General features: G+C 41.4%; 24 protein-coding genes. 3 read left to right on the top strand and 21 right to left on the bottom strand.

Translation table 11 applies throughout. The annotated features are described in order from the left end of the window. Positions 1-6: 6 nt before the first annotated feature. The 10 genes from G6W43_RS02245 to G6W43_RS02200 form a co-directional block, all read right to left on the bottom strand. Positions 7-2,196, bottom strand: coding sequence for a RelA/SpoT family protein (locus tag G6W43_RS02245; protein WP_107796960.1), 2,190 nt, complete (start codon positions 2,194-2,196; stop codon positions 7-9). Continuing rightward, the gene (locus G6W43_RS02240) at positions 2,183-2,398 is read right to left on the bottom strand and encodes a DNA-directed RNA polymerase subunit omega (protein WP_004317259.1); all 216 of its coding nucleotides are present in this window, start codon (positions 2,396-2,398) and stop codon (positions 2,183-2,185) included. The genes G6W43_RS02245 and G6W43_RS02240 overlap by 14 nt, the downstream gene beginning before the upstream one ends. Positions 2,399-2,416: 18 nt before the next feature. After that, a complete protein-coding gene (gene pyrH, locus G6W43_RS02235; RefSeq protein WP_194169041.1) occupies positions 2,417-3,133 on the bottom strand; it encodes a UMP kinase in 717 nt (238 codons plus the stop codon). 73 nt (positions 3,134-3,206) lie between these two features. Continuing rightward, positions 3,207-4,424: a murein hydrolase activator EnvC family protein gene (locus tag G6W43_RS02230; protein ID WP_194169040.1), complete on the bottom strand. Its 1,218-nt coding sequence runs from the start codon at positions 4,422-4,424 to the stop codon at positions 3,207-3,209. Continuing rightward, the gene (locus tag G6W43_RS02225; protein WP_194169039.1) at positions 4,421-5,236 is read right to left on the bottom strand and encodes an FtsX-like permease family protein; all 816 of its coding nucleotides are present in this window, start codon (positions 5,234-5,236) and stop codon (positions 4,421-4,423) included. Before G6W43_RS02225 ends, G6W43_RS02230 begins: the two co-directional genes overlap by 4 nt. Further along, positions 5,223-5,894 (bottom strand): cell division ATP-binding protein FtsE, encoded by a 672-nt coding sequence (locus G6W43_RS02220; RefSeq protein WP_004317228.1) that lies wholly within the window; start codon positions 5,892-5,894, stop codon positions 5,223-5,225. The genes G6W43_RS02225 and G6W43_RS02220 overlap by 14 nt, the downstream gene beginning before the upstream one ends. Further along, on the bottom strand, positions 5,878-7,065 hold the full coding sequence (trmB, locus tag G6W43_RS02215; protein WP_194169038.1) for a tRNA (guanosine(46)-N7)-methyltransferase TrmB: 1,188 nt from the start codon (positions 7,063-7,065) through the stop codon (positions 5,878-5,880). Before trmB ends, G6W43_RS02220 begins: the two co-directional genes overlap by 17 nt. Then, positions 7,065-7,547, bottom strand: coding sequence for a hypothetical protein (locus G6W43_RS02210; protein WP_242040031.1), 483 nt, complete (start codon positions 7,545-7,547; stop codon positions 7,065-7,067). Before G6W43_RS02210 ends, trmB begins: the two co-directional genes overlap by 1 nt. Before the next feature lie 49 nt (positions 7,548-7,596). Beyond that, the gene (locus tag G6W43_RS02205; protein ID WP_194169037.1) at positions 7,597-8,271 is read right to left on the bottom strand and encodes a fibronectin type III domain-containing protein; all 675 of its coding nucleotides are present in this window, start codon (positions 8,269-8,271) and stop codon (positions 7,597-7,599) included. Beyond that, complete coding sequence (locus G6W43_RS02200; protein WP_194169036.1) at positions 8,204-9,175, bottom strand: RluA family pseudouridine synthase; 972 nt, start codon at positions 9,173-9,175, stop codon at positions 8,204-8,206. The genes G6W43_RS02205 and G6W43_RS02200 overlap by 68 nt, the downstream gene beginning before the upstream one ends. Positions 9,176-9,227: 52 nt before the next feature. Here G6W43_RS02200 and G6W43_RS02195 point away from each other — a divergent pair, with 52 nt between their 5' ends. Next, positions 9,228-10,334 carry an FtsW/RodA/SpoVE family cell cycle protein gene (locus tag G6W43_RS02195; RefSeq protein WP_021088649.1) on the top strand — a complete coding sequence of 369 codons (1,107 nt, stop codon included), beginning with the start codon at positions 9,228-9,230 and terminating at the stop codon, positions 10,332-10,334. A 651-nt stretch (positions 10,335-10,985) separates the two neighbouring features. Here G6W43_RS02195 and G6W43_RS02190 read toward each other — a convergent pair. From G6W43_RS02190 to gap, 6 genes are all read right to left on the bottom strand, one after another. Then, the gene (locus G6W43_RS02190) at positions 10,986-11,654 is read right to left on the bottom strand and encodes a DUF2625 family protein (RefSeq protein WP_149706144.1); all 669 of its coding nucleotides are present in this window, start codon (positions 11,652-11,654) and stop codon (positions 10,986-10,988) included. A 78-nt stretch (positions 11,655-11,732) separates the two neighbouring features. Next, positions 11,733-12,551, bottom strand: a complete 819-nt coding sequence (fabI, locus tag G6W43_RS02185) for an enoyl-ACP reductase FabI (protein ID WP_149712083.1) — start codon at positions 12,549-12,551, stop codon at positions 11,733-11,735. Positions 12,552-12,568: 17 nt separating this feature from the next. Then, positions 12,569-13,228 (bottom strand): hypothetical protein, encoded by a 660-nt coding sequence (locus tag G6W43_RS02180; RefSeq protein ID WP_103617535.1) that lies wholly within the window; start codon positions 13,226-13,228, stop codon positions 12,569-12,571. After that, positions 13,225-13,905: a triose-phosphate isomerase gene (locus G6W43_RS02175; protein ID WP_194169035.1), complete on the bottom strand. Its 681-nt coding sequence runs from the start codon at positions 13,903-13,905 to the stop codon at positions 13,225-13,227. The genes G6W43_RS02180 and G6W43_RS02175 overlap by 4 nt, the downstream gene beginning before the upstream one ends. Positions 13,906-13,908: 3 nt before the next feature. Next, on the bottom strand, positions 13,909-15,108 hold the full coding sequence (locus G6W43_RS02170; RefSeq protein ID WP_149722214.1) for a phosphoglycerate kinase: 1,200 nt from the start codon (positions 15,106-15,108) through the stop codon (positions 13,909-13,911). 16 nt (positions 15,109-15,124) lie between these two features. Next, positions 15,125-16,123, bottom strand: coding sequence for a type I glyceraldehyde-3-phosphate dehydrogenase (gene gap, locus G6W43_RS02165; protein ID WP_194169034.1), 999 nt, complete (start codon positions 16,121-16,123; stop codon positions 15,125-15,127). 79 nt (positions 16,124-16,202) lie between these two features. On the opposite strand from gap, the gene nadD reads away from it, so the two are divergent. Continuing rightward, positions 16,203-17,084, top strand: coding sequence for a nicotinate (nicotinamide) nucleotide adenylyltransferase (gene nadD / locus G6W43_RS02160; RefSeq protein WP_107697517.1), 882 nt, complete (start codon positions 16,203-16,205; stop codon positions 17,082-17,084). On the opposite strand, the gene G6W43_RS02155 is transcribed toward nadD, so the two are convergent. Continuing rightward, positions 17,068-18,051, bottom strand: coding sequence for a YeiH family protein (locus tag G6W43_RS02155; RefSeq protein WP_194169033.1), 984 nt, complete (start codon positions 18,049-18,051; stop codon positions 17,068-17,070). The two genes, nadD and G6W43_RS02155, sit on opposite strands and share 17 nt — an antisense overlap. Positions 18,052-18,154: 103 nt before the next feature. Between G6W43_RS02155 and G6W43_RS02150 the strand changes: the two genes are divergently transcribed. Continuing rightward, positions 18,155-19,084 carry a sugar transferase gene (locus G6W43_RS02150; protein WP_149712078.1) on the top strand — a complete coding sequence of 310 codons (930 nt, stop codon included), beginning with the start codon at positions 18,155-18,157 and terminating at the stop codon, positions 19,082-19,084. Positions 19,085-19,133: 49 nt separating this feature from the next. Here G6W43_RS02150 and argS read toward each other — a convergent pair whose 3' ends face one another. The 4 genes from argS to G6W43_RS02130 are packed head-to-tail and all read right to left on the bottom strand — an operon-like array spanning position 19,134 to position 23,162. Further along, positions 19,134-20,717: an arginine--tRNA ligase gene (gene argS / locus G6W43_RS02145; RefSeq protein WP_103617530.1), complete on the bottom strand. Its 1,584-nt coding sequence runs from the start codon at positions 20,715-20,717 to the stop codon at positions 19,134-19,136. 9 nt (positions 20,718-20,726) lie between these two features. Continuing rightward, the gene (gene tatA / locus G6W43_RS02140; protein ID WP_194169032.1) at positions 20,727-20,948 is read right to left on the bottom strand and encodes a twin-arginine translocase TatA/TatE family subunit; all 222 of its coding nucleotides are present in this window, start codon (positions 20,946-20,948) and stop codon (positions 20,727-20,729) included. A 51-nt stretch (positions 20,949-20,999) separates the two neighbouring features. Next, complete coding sequence (gmk, locus tag G6W43_RS02135) at positions 21,000-21,611, bottom strand: guanylate kinase (protein WP_107964797.1); 612 nt, start codon at positions 21,609-21,611, stop codon at positions 21,000-21,002. Further along, complete coding sequence (locus tag G6W43_RS02130) at positions 21,612-23,162, bottom strand: Highly acidic protein (protein WP_103617527.1); 1,551 nt, start codon at positions 23,160-23,162, stop codon at positions 21,612-21,614. Positions 23,163-23,182 lie beyond the last annotated feature (20 nt).

Raw genomic sequence — 23,182 nt, 5'->3', positions numbered from 1 at the left:
TCTCTCCTAATTATGATATGGGTCGCTTTGCGAAACAAAATCAATAATCTTATATCTATCTTTGATCTTCTCTTTGATCTCGTTTGCATCGATATTTTCTGCTATTTCGACGCTTATTTCAAACGTATCTCCGCTAAGATCATTTGCTTCGTTTAGTGAGATTGTAGCTAAATTTATATCAAGTCTAGCAAGATATGTTAAAAATTCAGCCAACGCACCTTTTCTGTTTTCTAAATTTAATAAAATTTTATACCTATGCGGGGCATTTCTCGTCCATTTGACAAAGATGATCTCATCGCCTTTATCCATTAGCTTGCCAGCGCGCTCGCAAAGCTTGTGATGCACTGTCACGGTGTGACCATTTTTAAAGCCAACTATGCTATCGCCCCTTTTTGGATTACAACAATAATCAAACTCGACATTTGAAATTTTGTGATTTGAATAGATTACTATATTTTCAAATTTCTGCTTTTTGATCTGGTATTTGTCGCCCAAAGAGATCATAAATGGACGCTCTTTTCTGATGTATTTTTTAAGCATATTTGCCACTTCTTGCAGATACTCGCTATCAGTTGCTGCACGAAAGACCTTTTTGCCTAAATTTTCGCACTCTATCCACTCTAAAATTCTATCTTTTGAAACGTTAAATACTGATTTTAAGATATCGATCGCCATTTTGTAGTTTATATCTCTTATCTTTTGCTTACAAAATGACCTTATCGTCGCCTTTGCCTTGCCTGTTCGCACGCTGTTTATCCATGAACAGCGAAATTTAGCCTCTTCGCCAGTTACTATCCTAACGATGTCACCATTTTTTAGCTCCGTTAGAAGCGGCATCCTAACGCGGTTTATATAAGCTTCTTTTGCGTAAAGTCCGATCTCTGAGTGAATCTCATAAGCATAATCAAGCGCCGTAGCACCACGTGGCAGAGTAAAGACCTCGCCCTTTGGAGAATAAACTGCGATATCTTCGATATAAAGGCTATCTTTTGCGTATTCATATAGCTCTTCAACGTTGCTCTCATTCTCGCTATTTTGCATGCTGATGTCATTTAGCCAGTCAAGCTTTGGATTTAAGAGGCTACCCTCGCCGTTTTTATATTTCCAGTGAGCGGCAACGCCGTATTCAGCGGTTTTATGCATATCATAAGTGCGAACTTGCGCCTCAAAGATGCTTTTGTTATCAAAAATGGTTGTGTGTATCGTTTGATAGCCATTTTGCTTTGGAAGTGCGATATAGTCTTTAAATCTTGAGATGAGAGGGTTAAAATTTATATGCAAATTTCCAAGTGCAAGGTAGCAATCAAGCGGCTTTTGCACGATGATCCTAATGGCAAGCAAGTCAAGCACCTCTTCGATAGAAATGCCCTTTCTTTGCATCTTTAGATAGATCGAGTAGTAGTGTTTTATGCGTTTTTGTATCTCAAAGGTGCCCTCGATAAAGCCATTTTCAAGCAAAATTTGACTTACCTTTTCGTGAAAAGCATTTAGTTTTAGGCTAAGTTGCTGCTTGTTTTTGTTTAGGTAACTATCGATCTTTGCATATTCTTCTGGCATCGCATACTTAAAGCTTAGATCTTCAAGCATGTTTTTGATCGATGAAATTCCTAGCCTATGAGCGATCGGAGCATAGACCATAAGCGTCTCTTCGGCTATGCGTTTTTGCTTTTCAGGCCTTAGCGCTTCAAGAGTTAGCATGTTGTGAAGTCTGTCGCAAAGCTTTACGACAAGGACTCTCACGTCTTCTATGGAGATTAAGAGCATCTTTCTAAAAGTTAGCGCCGAGCTTGCAAGTTTTTCGTTGCTATCTGAGCTTGCGAGCTTGTTTTCTCTAATGGCAACTATCTTTGTAAGCCCCTCAACCAGCTTTGCCACCTCATCGCCAAATTCAGCCTGAAGCTCACCTAACGTTACATCGGTATCTTCGACCACATCATGAAGAAGTGCAGCTATGACCATGCTCTCATCGCCGCCCATATTTGCTACGATAGAGGCTACTAAGATGGGGTGGATGGCGTATGGTTCGCCACTTTTGCGGTATTGTCCAGCGTGAGATGTGACGCAGCTATCTACGGCTTTGTCTAAAATTTCACTTCTCTCACAAAGAGAAAAGAGCAGTTTTATCGCTTCAGAAACGTTTTTACAAGCTAAAATTTGCTCTATCAACTGCTCTAAAAAAAGACTATTTTCCTTCAACTATTGCCTCTAAGCCTATTTTGCCCTCAGCCACTTCAAGTAGTGCGATGTCGGCAAATTTCATCTTTGAAGTATCAGCATCGACTAAAGCTATTGCACCATTTGCTAGCGCTTCTGCGCGCTTTGCAACGATAAGTGAAAGCTTATATCTGTCATCTCCTACTTGTTTTAGTGCTCTTGCTGTGATTTGTTCTGTTCTCATTTTTATCCTTTTTGAAATTTATTTTACAACTGAGTATAGGGCTGCTTCTTCTTCATTTATTATTTTTAATAAATTTCCAGCCTTAAACATATTACAAACTAAGATCGGCAGTGCGTTGTCCTTTGCCAAAGCTATGGCAGTATCGTCCATAACCTTGATATCATCGCTCATCGCCTTTTCATAGTTTAGTGATTTTAAAAGTTTTGCATCCTTGAATTTTTTTGGGTCTTTGTCAAAAACGCCATCAACTTTTGTCGCTTTTATGATCATATCTGAGCCGATCTCGATAGCTCTTAGCGTGGCTGCGGTGTCTGTTGTGAAGAATGGATTGCCCGTGCCTGCTGCAAAGATAACAACTCTGCCCTTTTCTAAATGACGCTGCGCACGTCCCACGATAAACGTCTCACAGATCGCTTCCATCTTGATCGCGCTTTGCACCCTTACTTCAAGCCCGCTTCTCTCCAATGCTTCACGCATCGCGATCGAGTTGATGACAGTTGCTAGCATGCCCATGTGATCACCACTTGTTCGCTTGATGATACCATCTTTTGCAGCACTCACGCCGCGCACTATGTTACCACCGCCGATGACGATGCCAACTTCGATATCATTTTCTATAAGCTCTTTTATCTCGCTTGCTATAAATTTAAGCACAGCTGTATCTATACCAAAACCATTTTCTCCAGCCAAGGCCTCGCCTGAAAATTTGACCAATACGCGTTTTCTCTTACTCATTGTCATGCTCCTTGAAATTCACGCATTTTAGCCAAAAAGGCTTTAAATTTAGCTAATAACGCTTACAAAGTGACTATTTTGAGATCATTTCAAGCGGGTCGATATGGTAGTTTCTTTGCGTTACTTCAAAGGTTAGATCGTTCCTTACCCTACCTATAACATAGCCTTTTTGCACGACTGAGCCGACCTTTACAGTTGGCGCGATCTGGCTTAGGTGGGCGTAGATCGTGTGGATGCCATTTTCGTTTTCGATGATGACGACATTTTCAAGCATAGGGGTCGCTTTTGCAAAGACAACCTTGCCATTTAGCACGCTTTTAACCTTTGCATCTGGCGTGCTTGAGCGAAGTATGACTGACTCGTTGAAAATTTTGATGTTGTATATCGGATCTACGTAATTGCCAAATTTTTGCTTTACAGAGTAGCTATCAAGCGGAGCGATCGTCCTTGCGCCTGAGTATCTCTTAACAGAGCTTGTCTGATAGCTCCCACCCATTGGCTGGCTCTTTTCGCCCTTTTTGCCACCTTTGCTAGCTGCTCTTTCTTGCTTTTCTCTAGCTGCACGTGCTGCTTCATCCTCTTGCTTTTGCATGATAGCAAGCTGCTCAAGTGTCTTTCTTAGCTCATCTTGTTGGGCTTGAAGCTTGGCTAACTTTTTGCTGTAAATTTCTTTATCGCGTTTTAGCCCGTTTATTGTATTTTTCTGCGTGCTCTCTAGGCTTTGTAGATCATTTTGCTTGCGCCTATAGTTTTTTATGCTTGAGTTTATCTCATTTATCTTACTTGATTTATTTTTTATCTTTTCTATCGTATCTTCGTAGTTCTCACTAAGCCTTTTAAAGTCCTCTTTTGCTATGGCATTTAGTTTGGTTAAAATTTGCGACGAGATGATGCTCTCTTCGCTTTGTTTGCCCTCGCTTGCAGACATCATGAGATCAAATGAGAGGTCTTCTGCGATGATCCTTATCATATTTTGCTCTAGCTCTTTTTGGGTGCGCTCTAGCTCTTTGTTTTGCTTTGTTAGATCATCAAGCTCAAGAAGCGCTTTTGAAGCATTTGTCTCAAGAACTGAAATTTGACCTTTTAAATTTGTGATATCGCCGCTTATGCCGCGAAGTTTTTTCTCGCCATTTACGATATCTCCAGCCAAGTCATCAAGCTTTTTACTAAGCTGCTCGCTCATCGCCTGCGTCGATCTTAGCGAGTTTTTAGAGTCTTTTATCTTCTCTTTAGTATTTGATGCAAAAGCTAGGCTAAATGCTAGCAAAAGTGTAAAAATTCCTTTTTTCATATCGTGCTTTTTCTAGCCTTACTCATCACTAAACTAACAGCAAAAATGCTTAAAACCACAGCCACGCCAAATAAGATAAAAATATCTCTTGAAAGATCAAGGCTAGGCAAGACTACATCGATGCTTGCGGCATTTTCTCTAAATATTTCAAAATTTGGAAAGAAAAAGAAAAATGCGCCAACAACAATGGTCGCAACTATGCTATCAACCATGGCTGATTTATAGAGCATGGCTGATTTTAACCAAAATGGCGCGCCAAAAAGCGTCATGATCTCGATGCGCTCTCTATGCTCAAATAGCCAAATTTTAGTCTGTTTTAGCATAAGCATAAGCCCAACAACACAAAGTATCACCATAAATGCATACGATATGCTTTTGGCTAAATTTAGCATCTTAAAGACCTTGTCATGGGTCTTTGAAAATGTCTCGACCTTGCTTATACCATCAAATTTCAAAAGCTTTTGCTTTATCTCCTCCATATATTCTGGCGATGGAAATTCGCTAAGTCTTAGCGAGTAAAATTTAGGCAAGGCATTTTGAAGGATGGATAAATTTTTAGCCGAGATGTCGTTTGATAGGCGGTCTATTATCTTTTGCGGGCTTAGTGGCTCGACACTTGCCAGCGTGCTAACCACTGGCTTTAGCACTGGCTCGCTTAGCTCTTTGTTTGAGACCACCACGATGTTGTAGTCATTTCCCATAAGCCTCTCATACTCTCTTACGATCTTGTCCGCTGTGAGGCTAAACTGCACTGAAAATAAAAGCGCGATTAACGGCAGGATAAACCCGAGGTGGTTTTTAAGCGATCTCATGCACGCCTCCATTTTCTATGACGAAGTGGCGGTATGGGATGCGAAGCGTTGATGGGATGTGATGCGTCACCACGACGACGCTTGTGCCTAGAAATTCTCTAGCTGATTTTAGAAGCGACCAGATGACGTCGCTTGAGTATTCGTCTAGATTTCCCGTTGGCTCGTCACATAAGAGCAAATTTGGATTATGCGCGAGTGCTCTTGCCATGGCAACCCTTTGCTGTTCGCCGCCACTTAGCTCGCGAGGGTATTTATCGGCTTTGTGAAGCATATTTACATGTTTTAAAAGTTTAGCCACCTGCTTTTTGCTCACATTTTGATTGACGCCTTTAATGATGAGTGGCAGCATGACATTTTTTTCGACATTCCACTCATTTATCAAGCGATAGTTTTGAAATATAATACCAACTCGCTGCCTAAGCTCGCAAAGTCTTTTGTCATCGATATCGTCCATTTGCGTCATGCAGACATTTAGCTCGCCAGCTAGGGGCGAAATTTCTCCGTAAAATGACTTTAAAAGCGTGCTTTTTCCGCTTCCACTCTTGCCTGTGATAAAGACAAAGTCATTTGCGTAGATGTCTAAATTTACGCTATTGATCACAACCTCGTTGCGCTCATAAGCTAGGCTTAAATTTCTTGCGCTAATTATCTCTTGCATCAGCCAAATACTCCTTCAAAAGCTCGTGTGCTGCTAAATTTTCACGTATTAAGATCGGTTTTTTTATAAAATATTCGCTTTTCTCATCGCTTATTTTGATGAAACATTGCTCTGGTTTGTTAAACGCTCCAAAGGCGACTTTTAACAAAATTTCACCATCGTTTATAGTGTAAATTTCCTCAAAATGTAAAAAGTGATCCTCTTTTTTTATTATGAAATTTTTGAAATTTTTAATGATATTTTTTACGCTTGTCTTTTCTTTAAAGCTAAAATCTCCAGCCAAAACGCTCTCATCGCTTTTAACTTCACAAGTATAAATGACGTCGTAAATGTCCTTATCTTGGCGTCTCCAGCGGTCTTCATACTTGCTAGTTACCTCTAAATTTCTATTTTTAAAAGCCTCTATCTTTGAGTTTGCGGGCTCTAAAAATTTACTCAAACTAAAGTCGCAATACTCCTTACTATCAGTCCTTAGCTCAAATTTACCACCAACTTTTAGTATCCTCTCGCACTCAAGCGCAAACGCCGATGAGACCACGCGTCTATGCTCGGCCTTGTCCCACGGCACTGGAAAGTGTAAAAATACTCTATCAACTAAATTTGATCCAACAAGCGAGAGTAAGAGCCTTGCGTCGGTGTTTATTAGACGCACATTTTCTAGGGCATTTGCCCTAGCTAGCTTTGCTACTTGCTCGATGCTTGGTTTATAGACCTCTATGCCGATAACTAGGGCATTTGGGTTGTTTTTAGCCTGATAGAGCAAGTGCCTGCCAGAGCCAAAGCCGATCTCGATAAAAATCTCTTTAAATTTATCTTTTAGCTCGCAAAATGCTGGCACAAACTCTTCAAGACTTAAAATTTCACTCACTTTTTTGGTCAAATTTGTCTTTTTCACGGCAAATGCTTGGCTGATGATGCCGTTGCAATTTTGCTCTTTAAAAAGCTCAAGCGCTTCTTGTAAAAGTCCGACTTTAGCAGGCTTTGTAAGCTTTTCTCCCTTTACGACGATGCCGTTTTTAGCTGGCTTTACGACTAGAAAAAAGCCTTCATCTTCATTTTTTGTGTAGATGAGCCTCTCGTTTCGGCCATTTGCCTGCCAAAGAAATTTGATCTTTTCGTTACCAAATGGAAACGAGGGCTCTTTTAAGGACGAAGCGATGAAATTTGGCATTATTTTATGCTAACTTCTGCTTTTGATGACTTATCAGAAGCGATGCCGTACTCATCGACTGCTACGACGCTATAAGTGTAGCTAGCACCAGCTTGGACGCTGTCGTCTCTTATGCTTGTTTCACTGATATTGCTAAATACTTTTTCGCTTGCGCCACCTCTATAAAGAGTGTACGAGCTAGCTCTCTCCACCGCGCTCCAGCTTACATTTACGCCGCTGCCATCGTAGCTAGCACTTATGCTTGGAGTTTTTGGTGCGCCAAGTGTGCTACCAACGATCGGCTCTTCTTGTTTTAAGCTCTCAAGACCGTCTTTATCGACCGCTGTCACTCTATAATATCTTGTCGCAGCGTTTGTATTTATAAGGTCCTCATAAGTGTTGCTAGTCGTTTTTGCTAGGTATGTGTAAGGCAAAAATTTACTAGTCGTTCTATAAACCTTAAAGTACGAAAAGTCCTCAGCCGGCGCATAATCCCACGTCAAAATGATCTTTTTTGGGGCGTTTTTGGTGGCTTGAAGATTAGTTACTGCCCTAGGGTAACTCCTTTGTTGTGGCGCTTATATTTTGGCTTGGTTTTGAGATGACGCCTGATGAAGTTTTGACGAGAATTCTATACTCATAAGCCTTGCCGTCTTTTACATCAGTATCGATATACTCGGCGTTTAGTCTGCCATTTACCTCTGCTACTTGGCTAAATTTATTAGCTCCTGCATCGCTTCTTTGGATGATGTAGCTAGCTACTGTGCTATCAGGATGTGGTCTCCAGATCACTTTTACGCGGCCTGGAAGTCCTGTGATAGCTTGTGCAAATGGCACAGAGTCAAGTAGTGGCTTAGTTGTCGCAGTTGCGATCGCACCTGGTTGAGAGATGGCGTTGCTTGAGTAGGTTCTCATTTGGTATGAGTAAGTCGTCTCTGGAGCTAGGTCGCGATCCACGTAGTGCGTAGCAAAGCGGTCTTTTATGTTTGCAACTAGTTGCATTTTTGAGTTTGCATCATTTGGATTTGAGCGGTAAAGGTAGTAGCCAACGACACTCTCGTCGCTCACTGGGTTCCACTCAAAGCCAACTTCTGTCATATCTGAAATAGTTTTTAAGCTTGTAATAGTTGGTAGTGATGTGCTTTGCTGAGTCGGTACGCTAGAGCCGCATCCCGCTAAGAAAGCTACTAAAAATGGTGTCAATATGCGTAGGGCAAATTTTTTCATCAAAAATCTCCTTGGGAATTTTTTTGTAAATTATTTGGTTAAAGTCATCATACGTTTTTGCGGTAAATTCTACCCTTTTGCCAGTTCGCGGATGGATAAAATAGAGCATATAAGCGTGAAGCATAACCCTGCTTATTTTATCGCCTTGGCTCTTAAATCCGTATAAATCATCGCCTAAAATGTGGCGATTTATGCTAGCAAGATGCACTCTTATCTGGTGCGTCCTGCCTGTAAAAAGCTTTGCAGCTATCAAATTTACTCCACCTTCGCTTAGTAAATTTACAAAGGCACTTTTAGCAAATTTAGCGTCTGTGACGATCGCTTTTTTTAGACGGTTGTTTGGATTTCTGCCGATTGGCTTGTCGATGATGACGTCCTCTTTTAGGGGCAGGTCGGTGAGCGCTAGATAAATTCGTCCCATGCTCTTATCGCTTAGCTGCTCGCTTAGTTTTGCGTGGGCGAAGTTGTTTTTAGCGACGACGATAGCGCCGCTCGTGCCCTTATCTAGGCGGTGGACGATGCCAGCTCTTACGTCTCCGTTTAAATTTGAGAGCATAAAGCCCTTTTTGTTTAACCACTCAACAAGTGTCGCCTCTTTGACGCTTGGGGCTTGGTGAACGACTATTTGAGGGGGCTTGTTTAGCACTATGAGATCGTCGTCCTCGTAGATGATCGGGATGTCAAAATTTACTTCGTATTCGTTTTGCACCTCTTTTTTTGGGGCAAAATTTACGCAAATTTCATCATTTTCATTTAACAAAAAGCTTGGTTTTGAGACTGGTTTTAAATTTACGCTTACAAGGGAGTCTTTTATCAAATTTAAAGCTTGATTACGTGAAATTTGAAGCTCATGTGCTACTGCTACGTCGAGTCTTGAGCTATTTAAAACATTAAATTTAACCAAAATCAAAGCCTTGTTTGTGATATAATCTAGCCCAAAAATTAAGGTTTGCTTCTTGATAAAACTAGATCGGCGTATTTTAACACATTTTGATTTTATTCAGCCGTTTTTAATCATCCCAATCATAGCCATCTCATACATCCTAGTTTCCGAAGCAAACGACATTTTGGCAAACAAACAGCTTGTATATTTTGGCATCGGATTTGTCTCATTTTGCATCGCATTTTTGCTGCCTATTAGACGCATCGACTGGATCATCCCGATGTTTTACTGGGTCTGCATAGTGCTACTTTTAAGCGTTGATATCTTTGGTGTTAGCAAGCTTGGAGCTAGGCGCTGGCTTGAAATTCCCTTCGTTCACTTCACACTTCAGCCCTCAGAGCTCATGAAGCCAGCCTTTTTGCTGATGCTAGCCTATCTAGTTAAGCAGCGCCCGCCAGAGGTCGATGGATACGGGCTAAAAGACTTTTTAAGGCTTAGTTTTTACATACTTTTGCCATTTGCTCTCATCATGAAAGAGCCTGATCTTGGCACCGCGCTCATACTTTTGATAGTTGGCTACACCATCCTTTTTGTAATCGGCGTAAATAAGAAAATTTGGATCTGTATCATCCTTGCCATAGGATTTTCGGCGCCAGTTTTGTATGAAAATTTGCATGATTATCAAAAAAAGAGGATCCACGACTTCATCGCCGAAGAGCCAAGCTACCACGTCAAACAAAGTATCATCGCCATAGGTAGCGGCGGGCTAAAAGGCAAGCCAAAGGACGAAGCGACGCAGACACACTTTAAATTTTTGCCAATCGCCACAAGTGACTTCATCTTCGCCTACAATATCGAGCGTTTTGGCTTTTACGGGGCGCTTCTTTTGCTTGGGCTTTATGGAGCGCTTATAACGCACCTTCTTAGCCTAAACTACGGGCTTAAGAATGATTATTTCACGCAGGTGACCGCCACTGGCATAGCCGCGCTCATCTTTGTCTACGTGGGGGTAAATGTCTCGATGACGATCGGTTTTGCGCCAGTTGTGGGCGTGCCGCTGCCATTTTTTAGCTACGGCGGAAGTAGCTTTGTCACTTTCATGGTACTTTTTGGGATACTGCAAAATCTGCTAACGTTTAGGTTTGATCAGACCTACCGCTCGGTGAAATTTAAATTTTAAAATTTGTGACCACGAACTAAAAATATTTAATTTTTTTACAAAACATTCAAACGAATTTTAAAATTAGAGCTGGCATATTACGGCTCTAAATTTAGTAGTCTGCTAAGACGAGTTGAGTAAGATTTTAAAATTTACAAATTTATTTTGTCAAATCAGACAAGCGCCAGGCAAATTTTAAAATTTCATGAACGAGTAATTTCGACTCTAAAATTTGAGCTAAGCTGCAAGCGAATCCAAATTTTAGTAGTCAATTCTTGCGAGTGAATGGAATTTTAAAATTTGCAAAGCAACCTAATCAAATTTAAATGTTTGCCTCTTTGTTAAGGGGGAAGAGGCTTGAATTACGGTCTGCTTGCAGTTGCGAGCTAGCGACGCAAAGAAGCTCCCTCCCCCCCCCCTTAACAATCCCCTGTCTGCCCGCAGTTACGAGACGAAGTCGATGTAAAAACCCCTCGCACGTTAGAAGTGGCATGCGAAAGTGCTTTGCGCCGCATGCGTTCTATTCTAGAAAGTCTCCCTCAAATTTTAAAATTTATGAACGAGCATATCACGGCTCTAAACTTAGTGGCAAACGATAACGAGACCTGAATTTGGTAAGTTACTAAGGCGAGTGAATGGAATTTTAAAATTTGTAAAACTACTAAAATTTATCTATTTCTCCCCCTTAAACAAAGAGGCAAAATACTCATCAATATTAATGCCATCCTTTTTCATATCTTTTAGCCTTGCCCTTACGTCGGCGTCTTGCCAAAGAAGTGGTGGTAGCGCAAACATAACCTTATCAAGGCTAAAATTTCTCACATCTTCGCGCCAGCCATCCCAGCGGTAAAGCTCGTAAAATTTAGATATATCCCCACTTAGCGCCCAGTATAAAAACTGCGAGTAGCCAAGCTGCGTATCTTTCCATTTGCCGCTATCTGGTGCGTAGTAAAAGACGTTGCCAGCTTTGCCACCAAAGGCGCCGCCATTTACCGCGAAAAATCCGCCCAAAACATCATCCGCTACTAGCAAATAGCTAGGCATCTGCCCTGCTTCGCTAAAGCTTTTGCCAAGGTTGAAGCTATAAATTCCGCGCTTCATCTGCTCGCATCCTGAGCCAAGCAGGCGCAACCAACCGCCATCTATCACTATGCCGCCGCACCCATAAACAAGCGCTCCCATCGGCGAACGAGTGGTGATCTGAAGCCCCAAAAGCTCACTTTGCGCCCTGCTCTCATCTCGAGGCAAAATTTCATAGTCGTTTTTGGCCTCTTTTAGCCACTCTTCGATTAGCGCCCAGCCTGGCTCATTTGTATCTATAAGCTCGTCTAAAGCTCTCATTTTCTGTCCTTGCGATAAATTTGGTGAAATTTAAAAGAAGAATTTGGCGAGTTGCCCCGCCAAATTTATATTGGTAGGTTATTTTGCGTCCCAAGCTAGGATCGTGTTGCCCTCGGCGTCGGTAGCCACGTCGCCCATACCCATGATGTTGTAGCCGCAGTCTACGTAGTGAACTTCGCCTGTTACGCCGCTAGCTAGGTAGCTAAGCAGGTACATAGCGCTGTTGCCGACATCTTCTGTGGTGACGTTGCGTTTTAGCGGGCTATTTACTTCGTTGTAGCGCAAGATCATTCTAAAATCACCTATTCCGCTTGCGGCAAGCGTTTTGATAGGGCCTGCGCTGATCGCATTTACGCGGATATTTTTAGCGCCAAGGTCGTGTGCTAGGTAGCGAACCGAGCTTTCAAGTGCTGCTTTGGCAACGCCCATGACGTTGTAGTGTGGCACAAATTTTGGTCCGCCAAGGTATGTAAGAGTAAGCACCGAGCCGCCCTCTTTTAGCACCGGTAGGACCGCGCGAGTAAGGCTTAGTAGTGAATAAACGCTAGTGCCCATCGCTATGTCAAATGCCTCTTTTGTGGTATTTACAAACTCACCCTCAAGCGCCTCTTTTGGTGCGTAAGCCACTGCATGCACGACAAAATCGATCTCGCCAAGGTCTTTTTTGATTTGATTTGCAAGCCCGTCTAGGTGAGCTTGGTTATTTACGTCAAGCTCGTAGACAAATTTGCTACCAAACTCCTCGGCGATCGGCTCTACACGCTTTTTAAGAGCATCGTTTAGGTATGTAAATGCCATCTGCGCACCTTGATCGTGACAAGCTTTTGCGATGCCGTATGCTATTGACTTGGCGTTGGCAACGCCTACGATTAGACCTTTTTTACCTTTTAGTATCATCATTTCTCCTTTTTAAATTATTTTACAACCTTCCATCTTTTGCTAGTGTGATAGCAATTTGAAAGACCTAGATACTCCTCTGTATCTTTAAGATATTTTTCATTTTCAGGCAATTTGACATAAAACGGCTTTGTTATATATCTCGGTAAACTATCATAAAATCCGGTTAAATTATCTCTACCATGCAAAACCAATGCTCTTCTTTCACCAACTGGGTAAAAAAGTGTTGGTTCACCATCAATAACTTCAACATCAGTCGAAATATTACCTCTATCATAAAATAGACGATATTTTCCAGCTTTTAGGTACAAAATCGTATATTCCCAAACATGTAGATTAGCGATTAATTCATCATTTATATAAATTTTGCGTTCTGTAATATCAGGCTGTGATGATTCTGGTACTAATCCAAAACCATCTTTATCTGGGAACATAAAATATTTACAATAAGTACAACCATATGCATATATATACAAAGACCCATATCCATCTTTTAACTTCTCCTGAGTAGATGTTGTAGGATCTGCTCTACACTGCATATCATAATACTCTTCCACCTTTTTCTTCGCTTCAGGAGATGCATTTTTCCACTGGTGGTTAGTTATTACAGTGCCCAAAGTACATCCACTAAAAAATATTGAAGCAAAAACAAACAATACAAGATATTTTAATTTCACATAGTTGCCTTTATTAAATTTAAAAAATTATTCGCATCCCAGCTAGCTGTGCCTACCAAAACCCCATCACAGCTTTTTATACCTGCGATATCAGCGATATTTGCTGCATTGACGCTTCCGCCGTAAAGTAGCGGCACATTTGCCTTTATCTTTAAAAAACTTAGCACCTCATCTATCTGCTCTATGCTAGCGCTCCTGCCCGTTCCTATCGCCCAGATCGGCTCATAGGCGATGACTAAATTTTTATAATCTAGATCGATGTTTTCAAGCTGGCGGCTTAGAAATTCTTTGGTCGCTCCGCTCTCATTTGTGCTTAAATTTTCGCCGATGCAGTAGATCACATTCCAGCCATTTTTTGCAGCAAAGTCAAATTTCGCTCGCAAAAACTCCTCGCTTTCGTTTAAAATTTCACGCCTCTCGGAGTGGCCGATAAGCACATCTTTTATGCCAAATTCATCAAGCATCGCCTTGCCGATCTCACCAGTAAATGCCCCACTCTCGCATGGGTAGAAATTCTGCGCCCCAAGACTAAAAATATGCCTTTTTTCATCAAAAGCACTAGCTGGAGCAAATACGCTCACATCGTCGTTTGCGCTTAAATTTTCGTCTAAAATTTTCGCGTACTCTCTAAAGCTTGCTCTTGTGTGGTTGCACTTTAAATTCGCTAGAAATTTCAAGACCTACTCCTCTTTTCTAAGCGGCTTTATGCCAGGCAGCTCTTTGCCCTCTATTAGCTCCAAGCTAGCACCGCCGCCAGTTGAGATAAATGTCATCTCATCAGCGTCTCCTGCGCGCTCGACCACGTCAGCCGTATCGCCGCCGCCAACGACGGTTGTCGCGTGAGTGTCGATGATAGCGTGGCTCATTTTGATGCTACCTTTGCTAAATTTATCCATCTCAAAAACGCCCATAGGTCCGTTCCACCAGATGGTTTGAGCATCGGCGATGACCTCTTTAAATAGCCTAATCGACGCTGGTCCGATGTCAAGCCCCATCCAGCCATTTGGGATCTCTTGAGCTGGGACGTATTTTACGGCACTTTCAGCTGAAAATGTCTGAGCAGCGACGACGTCCACTGGCAGGTAAATTTTCACGCCAAGCTCCCTGCCCTTGCGTAAAATTTCGCGCGCGTCTTCGATAAGGTCCTCTTCAAGGAGAGAATTTCCGATGTTTTCGCCAAGTGATTTTAAAAATGTAAATGCCATACCGCCGCCAATTATGAGCTTATCGACGCGTGGCAGAAGGTTATGTAGGGCTTGAAGTTTGCCACTCACCTTTGAACCGCCCACGACTGCGACAAATGGACGTGATGGATGTTTTATCAAATTTTGAGCGAAATTTATCTCTTTTTGTAGTAAAAATCCCGCTGCCTTGTGCTTCTCATCGTAAAATTTAGTGATCGCCTCGACCGATGCGTGAGCCCTGTGGCAAACGCCAAATGCGTCATTGATGTAAAATTCGCCAAATCCTGAAAGCTCTTTTGCCAAAGCCTCGTCATTTTTGGTCTCGCCCTTTTCAAAGCGTAAATTTTCTATCATTAAAATTTCGCCTGGCTTTAGAGCCGCAGCCTTTGTTTTAGCGTCATTTCCGATCACATCTTCAGCAAATATCACCTCTCTATCAAGCAGTCTTGATAGCCTCTTTGCCACGCCTTGAAGTGAAAATTTCTCTTCATAGCCGTTTTTTGGGCGTCCGAGGTGACTAGCCAAAACCACGCTGCAGCCATTATCCAAGCAGTAGCGGATAGTTGGTATCGCTGAGCGGATCCTGCGATCATCAGTGATGTTTAAAAACTCGTCCATAGGCACGTTAAAATCGCACCTTATAAAGACTTTTGCACCATTAAGCTCAAGGTCGTTGATCGATAAAATATCACTCATTTTTTACCCTTTAAATTTACTTTGTAGCCACGATCTTAGCAAGATCTACAAGCCTTGTTGAGTAGCCCCACTCGTTGTCGTACCACGCAAAGACCTTCACCATATCATCAGCGATAACCTGTGTAGTGTCGCTAGCTACGATGCTGCTAAAGGTACTCGTGCAAAAGTCACTGCTAACTCTGTAGTCGTCATCGACGAATAAAATTCCCTTTAAATTTGACTCCGCAGCCGCTCTAAATGCCTCGTTTATCTCCTCTTTGCTAGCTGGCCTTTTTAAAACCGCCGTTAGATCGACCATAGAGATGTTTGCTACTGGCACGCGCACTGCTTGGCCGTGCAGCTTGCCGCTTAGCTCTGGGAGCACTTTAGCGATCGCTTTTGCAGCTCCGGTGGTCGTAGGTCCGATATTTAGCGCTGCTGCGCGTGAGCGGCGAAAGTCTTTAGCTTTTACATCAACTAGGCTTTGGCCATTTGTATATGCGTGGATCGTAGTCATGAGCCCTTTTACGATGCCAAATTTATCGTTTAGCACCTTTGCTACTGGAGCTAAGCCGTTTGTGGTGCAGCTTGCGTTTGAGACGATCGCTTCGCCTGCGTACTTATCGTCATTTACGCCGACTACAAATGTCGCCGTATCATCTTTTGCTGGAGCGCTCATGACGACTTTTTTGACGCCGCGAGCTAGATATGGCTCACATTTTTCAGTGGTTAAAAACTTGCCAGTGCACTCTAAAACAACGTCTGTGCCATAGTCTGCGTAGCTAAGCTCGTTTAGATCTCTTGTAGAAAAAACTCTTATCTTTTTGCCATTTACTTCTATAAAATCGTCGCTTATCACCTTAACGTCTTGCTTAAATTCGCCATGAACGCTGTCGTATTTGAGCAAATACCTCGTCATATCCCTTGTTGCGGTGTCGTTAATAGCGACAAGCTCAACATCATCACGCTCTAAAATAATACGCGCAGCACACCTACCGATACGCCCAAAGCCGTTTATTGCTACTTTAACTGACATCTTAGCTCCTTTTGATATAATTACGCCTAATTCTACAAAAAAGAATTTTAAAACAAATATAAACAAGGCACTTTAATAGATGAAGTTAGCACTTTTTGGCGGGAGCTTTGATCCAGTTCATTTAGGACACGATAGCATTGTGAAAATGGCACTAAGCGGCCTTGACATCGACAAGCTCATCATCATGCCAACTTTTATAAGTCCCTTTAAGAGCGAATTTTCAGCTCCGCCAGAGCTTCGCCTAAAGTGGATAAGAGAAATTTGGGGCGGCCTAGAGAAGGTCGAGATCTCAGACTATGAGATAAATTTAGCTCGCCCAGTGCCTACCATAGAGACGGTTAAGTATTTGTATAAGAAATTTAAGATAGAGAAATTTTATCTCATAATAGGCGCGGACCACCTAGCTACGCTTGATAAGTGGCACGGATATGAGGAGCTAAAAAATTTAGTGCAGTTTGTGATCGCCAAACGCAATCACATAGAAATTCCACGTAATTTACAAAAAATGGACGTGCACGTGGATGTTAGCTCGTCGCAGATCAGGCACCAAAAAGGGCTTGATGAGCTGCCTAGCGAGATAAAAGATGAGATTATAAATTTTTACCAAGGATTAAAGATGCAAGAGAGATCGATGCAAGAGCGCACCGAAAGTATAGTTAAGGTTTTAGACGCAAAAAAGGCTGAAGAGATACAAGTGTTTGATATGAGCGGAGATGATTATTTCGTAAAGGCCGTAGTTATCGCTACTACGCTTGGCGAGAGGCACGCTTACTCGCTGGCTGAGGATCTAAAAGAGGAGCTTAAGCCTCTTGGGGAGAAATTTATAGGCACGGAGAGCTCGCCTGATTGGATCGTGATGGACCTTGGCGACATTTTGATACACCTTTTGAGCCCAGCTTACAGAGCAAAATACAACATCGAAGAGTTTTTGCAAAAGCTAAAAACTAGCAAAGAGTCTTAACAAACACAAGCGATGAGCAAATAAGCCATAAAAATATAAAAAATGCTAGCAAAAATGGCTTTTTGCCCGTCGCTTTAAAAATGCTTCTATCTATCCCAAACCCCAAAGCACACATCGCGACGCAAAGGCAGATGCTGGCGGCTAGCTTTAAAATCTCCACCAAATTTTCAGGGAAAAATGGCAGAGATCTAACGCAGATCGCCACTAGGAAAAATAGCGCAAACCATGGTATGCTCTTTAGCTTTGAGCCGCCGCTATTTTGGCTTAAATTTAAGAAATTTAGCAAAAACAAAAATGGCACTAGCATGATGACGCGAAGCATTTTTATGATGACAGCGGTGCTACTTGCTGTGCTATCAAATGCTGCTGAAGCTGCCACTACATGGGCTACTTCGTGAAGTGAGCCGCCTATAAAAAAGCCAGTTTGGTGTGGCGTGAGAGCTAGAAATTTAGCGATAAATGGATAGATAAACATGCCAATCGTCCCAAAGAGCACCACCGTGCAAATGGCGATAGCAAGCTTGTTTGCGTCTGCTTTTATCTCATTTTGTGTAGCCATAACAGCAGCTGCACCGCATATACTTGCCCCTGAGCCAATGAGCACGGCACTATCCTTGCTAAGCCCCAAGGCTTTAGCGGTAAAAAGCGCAAAGCAAAAGGTCGCAAATACCATAAAAGCTGCATATATAACGCCTAGAGTGCCGACACTTGCGATCTCGCTAAGGCTTATGTTAAAGCCAAAAAGTATGATGCCTAGCCTTAAAATTTGCTTCCCAGCGATCGCTACGACGCCACTACTTTTTAAAATTTGAGTCTGCTTGGTGAAAAGATTTGCAAAAATGGCGCCTAAAATGATAGAGATAATGAGCGGGCTGGTGTGAAATTTAGCCAAAAGTGTGTTTGAGAGCGCAAAAGAAACGCCGCAAATCAGCGCTAAAACAAGCACAGCGAGAAATTTATGAGACATATTTTAACCTTAACTCTTTTTTTAAAAATGCAATTAGCACGTTTGGGTATAATTAGACGAATTTTATAATGCAAATTTAAAATAAAGATAAAGGGATAGGCCTATGATCATCCTTGGCGAAAAATATGCTTTCACCAAACTCGAGCTAGAGAAACTTAGGAAGAAATTTGGCCAGGTAAATTTTTTATCCCCTGAAAATAGCGACGCAAAAGCCCTGCGAAGTGCGCTAGAAAATCTCATAAAATCAGGCGATCAGAGGCTAATAGTGCTAAATACCCAAAAGCCCGTTGATAGCAAGCTGGTGAGATTTCTCACGCTTTTGCAGTTTAAGACGAAGTATAAAAAGATCAAATTTCTAAATGTGGAGAGCTTTTTAGAAATTTATCTGCAAAAGTGCTACATCCCAGAAAATGGCGAAAATTTAAACTTTTTAAACGATATCAAGCCTTACAATGCCTTTGAATACGCCTTAAAACGCGTGATCGACTACGCAAGCTGCTCACTGCTTCTTGTGATACTTTTTGTGCTTAAATTTTACGTAAAGAAAAAGATAGACGAGCAGTCCCCTGGTAGTCTTTACTTCTTGCAAAATAGGGTTGGGCTGGATACTAAAATATTTAAGTGCTATAAATTTAGAACGATGCATGAAAACTCGGAACACAACCCATACACGCAAAAAAACGACACAAGAGTATTTAAATTTGGCGAATTTATGCGCAAGACTAGAATGGATGAAATACCTCAATGTATTAATGTATTTCGCGGCGATATGCACCTAATTGGACCACGTACAGAATGGGATATATTAGTTCATGACTACGAAAAAAAGATCCCTTACTACAATGAACGCCACATCGTCCGCCCTGGAATCACTGGCTGGGCACAGGTAAACTACCCTTATGGAGCAAACACACACGACGCCAAGCAAAAGCTGATGTATGATCTTTACTACATAAAGCACTGGTCACTTTGGCTGGAGATAAAGATCATAGCAAAAACTATTGCAATTATATTTGAAAAAAGAGGTATTTAGTCAAACCCATATATCTCTTTTTGACTAAATTTGTCTGGTGGATATAAAGCTACATCCTATCTTTAGCTGTGATTCCCATTATATTAAATGCTGTTTTTATCGAGACAGCAACGACTGCAAAGACTTTTAGCAAGCTATCTTCATTTTCATTTCCAACCACGCGGTTTTCATTGTAAAATTTATGAAAGCTAGCAGCTAGTGACTTTAGATAGTCTGGTATTTTTTGAAGCTGCCTTGAAGCAAAAGCATCTTCTAAAATTTCAGGCAAGACAAGCGCTTCAAAAAGTAAATTTTTGGCATTTTCATCTAGGCACTCAAAGTCTGCATTTATCACGTCACTGACGCTTTTTCCGGCCTTTGCAAAGACCTGATTTATCCTAGCGTGAGCGTAATTTATATAAAAAATAGGGTTTGAGCTATCCTCTTTTTTAAGCTCATCCACGTCAAATTCCAAACTGCTCGTGTTTGCTTTGCTTATAAAGATAAACCTAAGTGCCTCAGCACCGATCTCACTCGCGATATCGCTCATCAGCACGGCATTGCCAGCGCGCTTGCTCATTTTGTATGGCTTACCCTCTTTTAACAGACTAACCATCTGCATAAGTATCACTTCAAGCCTGTTTTCATCATACCCAAGGAAATTTATCGCAGCCTTTAGCCTTGCGATATATCCGTGGTGATCCGCGCCCCAAATATTTATATAGTGGTCAAAATTTTTCTCAAATTTAGCGTTATGATAGATGATATCGCCAGCTAAATATGTCGGTCTGCCGTCATTTCTAACCACAACCCTATCGTTATCGTCGCCAAGTGTGGTAGAAGCGATATATATAGCGCCCTCTTTTTCATACATTTGGTTTGAGCGTTTTAGCTTGTTTATGGTTGGCTCCAGGCGGTCGTAAAGAGCTTTTTCGCTAGCCCAGCTCTCTATAAATATCCCAACATCAGCCAAGTCTTTTTTGATGATCTCAAGCACGATATCCTTGCCAAACTCGGCAAGTTCAAGGTTTCTGCTCTCGTCATAAAAAATTTCCTTGCCAAATTTCTCATTTGCAAGCTTAGCGATATCTAAAATATAATCCCCGCGGTAATATTTCTCTGGATAGACGACACTTTCGTTAAAAAGCTGCTCTTTAGCCGCAAGTGATATCGATGTGCCAAGCAGATCTATTTGATTGCCCGCATCGTTTATGTAGTATTCTGTTGAGATAGCGTAGCCAAGTCTTTTGCCAAGCCTTGCTAAAGTATCGCCATAAACTGCGCCTCTAACGTGTCCGATGTGAAGCGGTCCAGTTGGATTTGCGCTGATGTATTCTATTAAATAGCTATCTTTTTTCGCATCTTCTTTTGCAAAATTTTCACTATCTAGCAAAATTTGCTTTGAAATTTCATCTAAAAATTCACTCTTAAGCTTGAAATTTAAATAGCCATTTACTGCGCTAGCTTCCACTATCTTACTATCACTAAATTTATCAGCAAACTCGCTAGCTATCATAGCTGGAGACTTTCTTAGCTCTTTTGCGAGGCTAAAAAGTGGCGTTGCATAGTGGGCTAAATTTTTATCCTTTGGCTTTTCAAGCACAAATTCTCGCTCTAAAACCTTTAAAATTTCAGCTTTTACTTTATCTTTCAACTCTAAAACCTACGCGTTTTTAGCTGTTTCTTCTATCTTTTGACTAGTAGCACTCTCTTCTTTATGCTCGACTTTTTCGCTCTTTTCAGGGGTTGTATCCTCCATCTCAGCCTTAAAAGTCTTTATGCCTTTGCCTAGTCCTTTCGCAAGCTCTGGGATCTTCTTTGCTCCAAAAAGTAATACAATGATCGCTAAAACGATCAACCAGTGGCCAATACTAAAAGAACCCATCTTTTCTCCTTATCAAATTTTCTCAAAATATTATCATAAATTCCTGAATTTCTAACAATCTATCCACTCGTCGATGACGTTTCTTAAGTTTATCTTAGCACTTTTTAACCTCATCGCTCGAAGGATTGATTTTAGCCCTTTATAGCTCTTTTCTATATCATCATTTACTAAAAAATAATCATACTCTAAAATATGCTCCATCTCACCAACTGCGTTCATTAAGCGGTTTTCTATCGTCTCGTCGCTATCTGTTCCGCGGTTTTTCAAGCGCCTTTTTAGCTCTTTTTTATTTGCAGTTGTGATAAAAACTGAAGTGATGTAGCTTTTAAATTTCTCAAGTGCGATGTGAAAACCCTGCACATCGATGTCAAATATCACTATCTTACCAGCCTCAAGTGCCTCTAAAACTGGCTTTAAGCTCGTGCCATAGTAGTTTTTATGCACCTGCGCCCACTCTAAAAACTCGCCCTTTTCTATGCCACTTTTAAATTCATCTTCTTTTATAAAATAATAATCCACCCCATCAACTTCGCCTTCTCTTTTGGCTCTTGTTGTGCTTGAGATAGAAAAATATAGGTCTTTCTCTTCCTTTAAAAGACGGCCCAAAAGCGTGCTTTTACCGCTTCCACTAGGTCCCGAAACTACTAAAATTTGTCCTTGCAACTACTTTTCCTCGAAACTTATATTTATCTTGATATTCATATCTTTTAGCACATCTCTTAGCGAGCTCTCATTTAGCGACTCGTGGACGTGTTTTGTGATCTTTTTAGTTAGCTCTTCTTTGTAGTCTTCTTTTGCATTATTTTTTGAGCTTGTTTGAGGCATATCTTTTAGTCCAAATGCCGATAACATCGTGTTTTCATCTATGTCATCTATCGATGCCACGTCAAAATTTAACTCACTTGATGCCGCGTCTTTGCTCTCTTTTTGCGTGTCTTCTTCTTGAGCATTTTCTTCTTCGAAAGTTTCATCTGCGAGCCCTAGATCTTCTTTGGCTTCTGGCTCGCTCACATCTTCTAGCTCTTCTACTGGCATCTCGTTAGAAGTGTTCTCGCTAGGCTCTAAATTTTCTAGCTCCTCGCTTGAAATTTCATCCAAAGCCTCTTCTTCTATATCCTCTTCTGCTTTTTCATCATCTACTTGAATTTGCTCTTCATCAGCATTAGAAGTCTCATCTAAATTCTCCTCATCTTTAGGCTCATCTTCCAAATTTATCTCATTTTCAAGGCTATCTTCATCATCAAATTTAGCTAGCTCGTCTAAATTTAGCTCTTCTTGCTCTAAATTTTGAACATCTAGCTCAGTATCGTCTAAATTTTTATTTTCTTCGTCAGCCTCTTCGCTATTTAGCTCTTCATCAAGTGAATCGATCTCACTAAGCTCAAATTTACTCTGATCTATCTCATCAAGCTCGCCACCCGTATTCTCATCATCAACCAAGCCTGCAACGTCATTTTGGCTAATAATATCATCTAAATTTTTATTTAGCTCTTCATCTGCTTCAGACTCTTCTGGCATATTTTCTATCTCATCGACAAGCGCGCTAAGCTCTGCTAAATCGCCATCTTTGCTCTCTTCGCTCTCATTTGCATCACTTATCACTTCGCTAGTCTCTTCATCCACACTCTCATCAGCAAGGTCTTCGCTAGCAAGCTCTTGCAAGTCCTCAAGCTCTTCTAAAGACTCCACATCGCTAGCTTCATTTTCCTCTTGCAAGTCGCTCTCGTTAATCTCATCGCTTGGGCTATCTATGCCGCTTTCTAAAAGCTCTTTATCAAGGTCTGCGAAATTTTCTAAATTTGTATCGATATCAGGCAGCTTAAACCCTGACATCTCGTCAAAATTTATAGCCTCGTCGCTAAAATCACCAAAGTCGCTTTCGCCCTGCTCACTAGCATTTTGCTCGGCAACTGGCTCATCTTTTGGGATATTTTGCTCAAAAACACTTATAAATTCAGTCGGTAAAAATGGTTTTTCAAGCATCAAAGTAGCAAATTCTGGTTTGCTCTCGCCACGACTTGCTAGATACATCACCTTTTTATCTGTAGCTAGCTCGCTACTATCCACGTCACTGTCGATTATGATAAAGTCAAACTGAGCATCGTCAAATCCATTTAGATCCTCAAATTCGCTATATTCGGTACCGATTTTATTCAGACTTAAAGTTATCAGACGTGAAACTGCTGGATTTTTATTTATTAGAGCAACTTTCATCATCCCTCCTTGTAATAGTA

This window comes from Campylobacter concisus (genome assembly GCF_015229965.1).
Lineage (GTDB): Bacteria > Campylobacterota > Campylobacteria > Campylobacterales > Campylobacteraceae > Campylobacter_A > Campylobacter_A concisus_BD.
Note: the sequence above shows the minus strand (reverse complement) of the source record. Positions and strands in the feature narration are given on the sequence as shown.

Excerpts from the sequence above, each read along its gene's own strand:
- G6W43_RS02240 (WP_004317259.1), bottom strand. The coding sequence starts at position 2,398 with ATGAGAACAGAACAAATCACAGCAAGAGCACTAAAACAAGTAGGAGAT.
- pyrH (WP_194169041.1), bottom strand. The coding sequence starts at position 3,133 with ATGAGTAAGAGAAAACGCGTATTGGTCAAATTTTCAGGCGAGGCCTTG.
- G6W43_RS02230 (WP_194169040.1), bottom strand. The coding sequence starts at position 4,424 with ATGAAAAAAGGAATTTTTACACTTTTGCTAGCATTTAGCCTAGCTTTT.
- G6W43_RS02225 (WP_194169039.1), bottom strand. The coding sequence starts at position 5,236 with ATGAGATCGCTTAAAAACCACCTCGGGTTTATCCTGCCGTTAATCGCG.
- G6W43_RS02220 (WP_004317228.1), bottom strand. The coding sequence starts at position 5,894 with ATGCAAGAGATAATTAGCGCAAGAAATTTAAGCCTAGCTTATGAGCGC.
- trmB (WP_194169038.1), bottom strand. The coding sequence starts at position 7,065 with ATGCCAAATTTCATCGCTTCGTCCTTAAAAGAGCCCTCGTTTCCATTT.
- G6W43_RS02205 (WP_194169037.1), bottom strand. The coding sequence starts at position 8,271 with ATGAAAAAATTTGCCCTACGCATATTGACACCATTTTTAGTAGCTTTC.
- G6W43_RS02190 (WP_149706144.1), bottom strand. The coding sequence starts at position 11,654 with ATGAGAGCTTTAGACGAGCTTATAGATACAAATGAGCCAGGCTGGGCG.
- fabI (WP_149712083.1), bottom strand. The coding sequence starts at position 12,551 with ATGATACTAAAAGGTAAAAAAGGTCTAATCGTAGGCGTTGCCAACGCC.
- G6W43_RS02170 (WP_149722214.1), bottom strand. The coding sequence starts at position 15,108 with ATGAGTGATATTTTATCGATCAACGACCTTGAGCTTAATGGTGCAAAA.
- gap (WP_194169034.1), bottom strand. The coding sequence starts at position 16,123 with ATGTCAGTTAAAGTAGCAATAAACGGCTTTGGGCGTATCGGTAGGTGT.
- nadD (WP_107697517.1), top strand. The coding sequence starts at position 16,203 with ATGAAGTTAGCACTTTTTGGCGGGAGCTTTGATCCAGTTCATTTAGGA.
- G6W43_RS02155 (WP_194169033.1), bottom strand. The coding sequence starts at position 18,051 with ATGTCTCATAAATTTCTCGCTGTGCTTGTTTTAGCGCTGATTTGCGGC.
- G6W43_RS02150 (WP_149712078.1), top strand. The coding sequence starts at position 18,155 with ATGATCATCCTTGGCGAAAAATATGCTTTCACCAAACTCGAGCTAGAG.
- tatA (WP_194169032.1), bottom strand. The coding sequence starts at position 20,948 with ATGGGTTCTTTTAGTATTGGCCACTGGTTGATCGTTTTAGCGATCATT.
- G6W43_RS02130 (WP_103617527.1), bottom strand. The coding sequence starts at position 23,162 with ATGAAAGTTGCTCTAATAAATAAAAATCCAGCAGTTTCACGTCTGATA.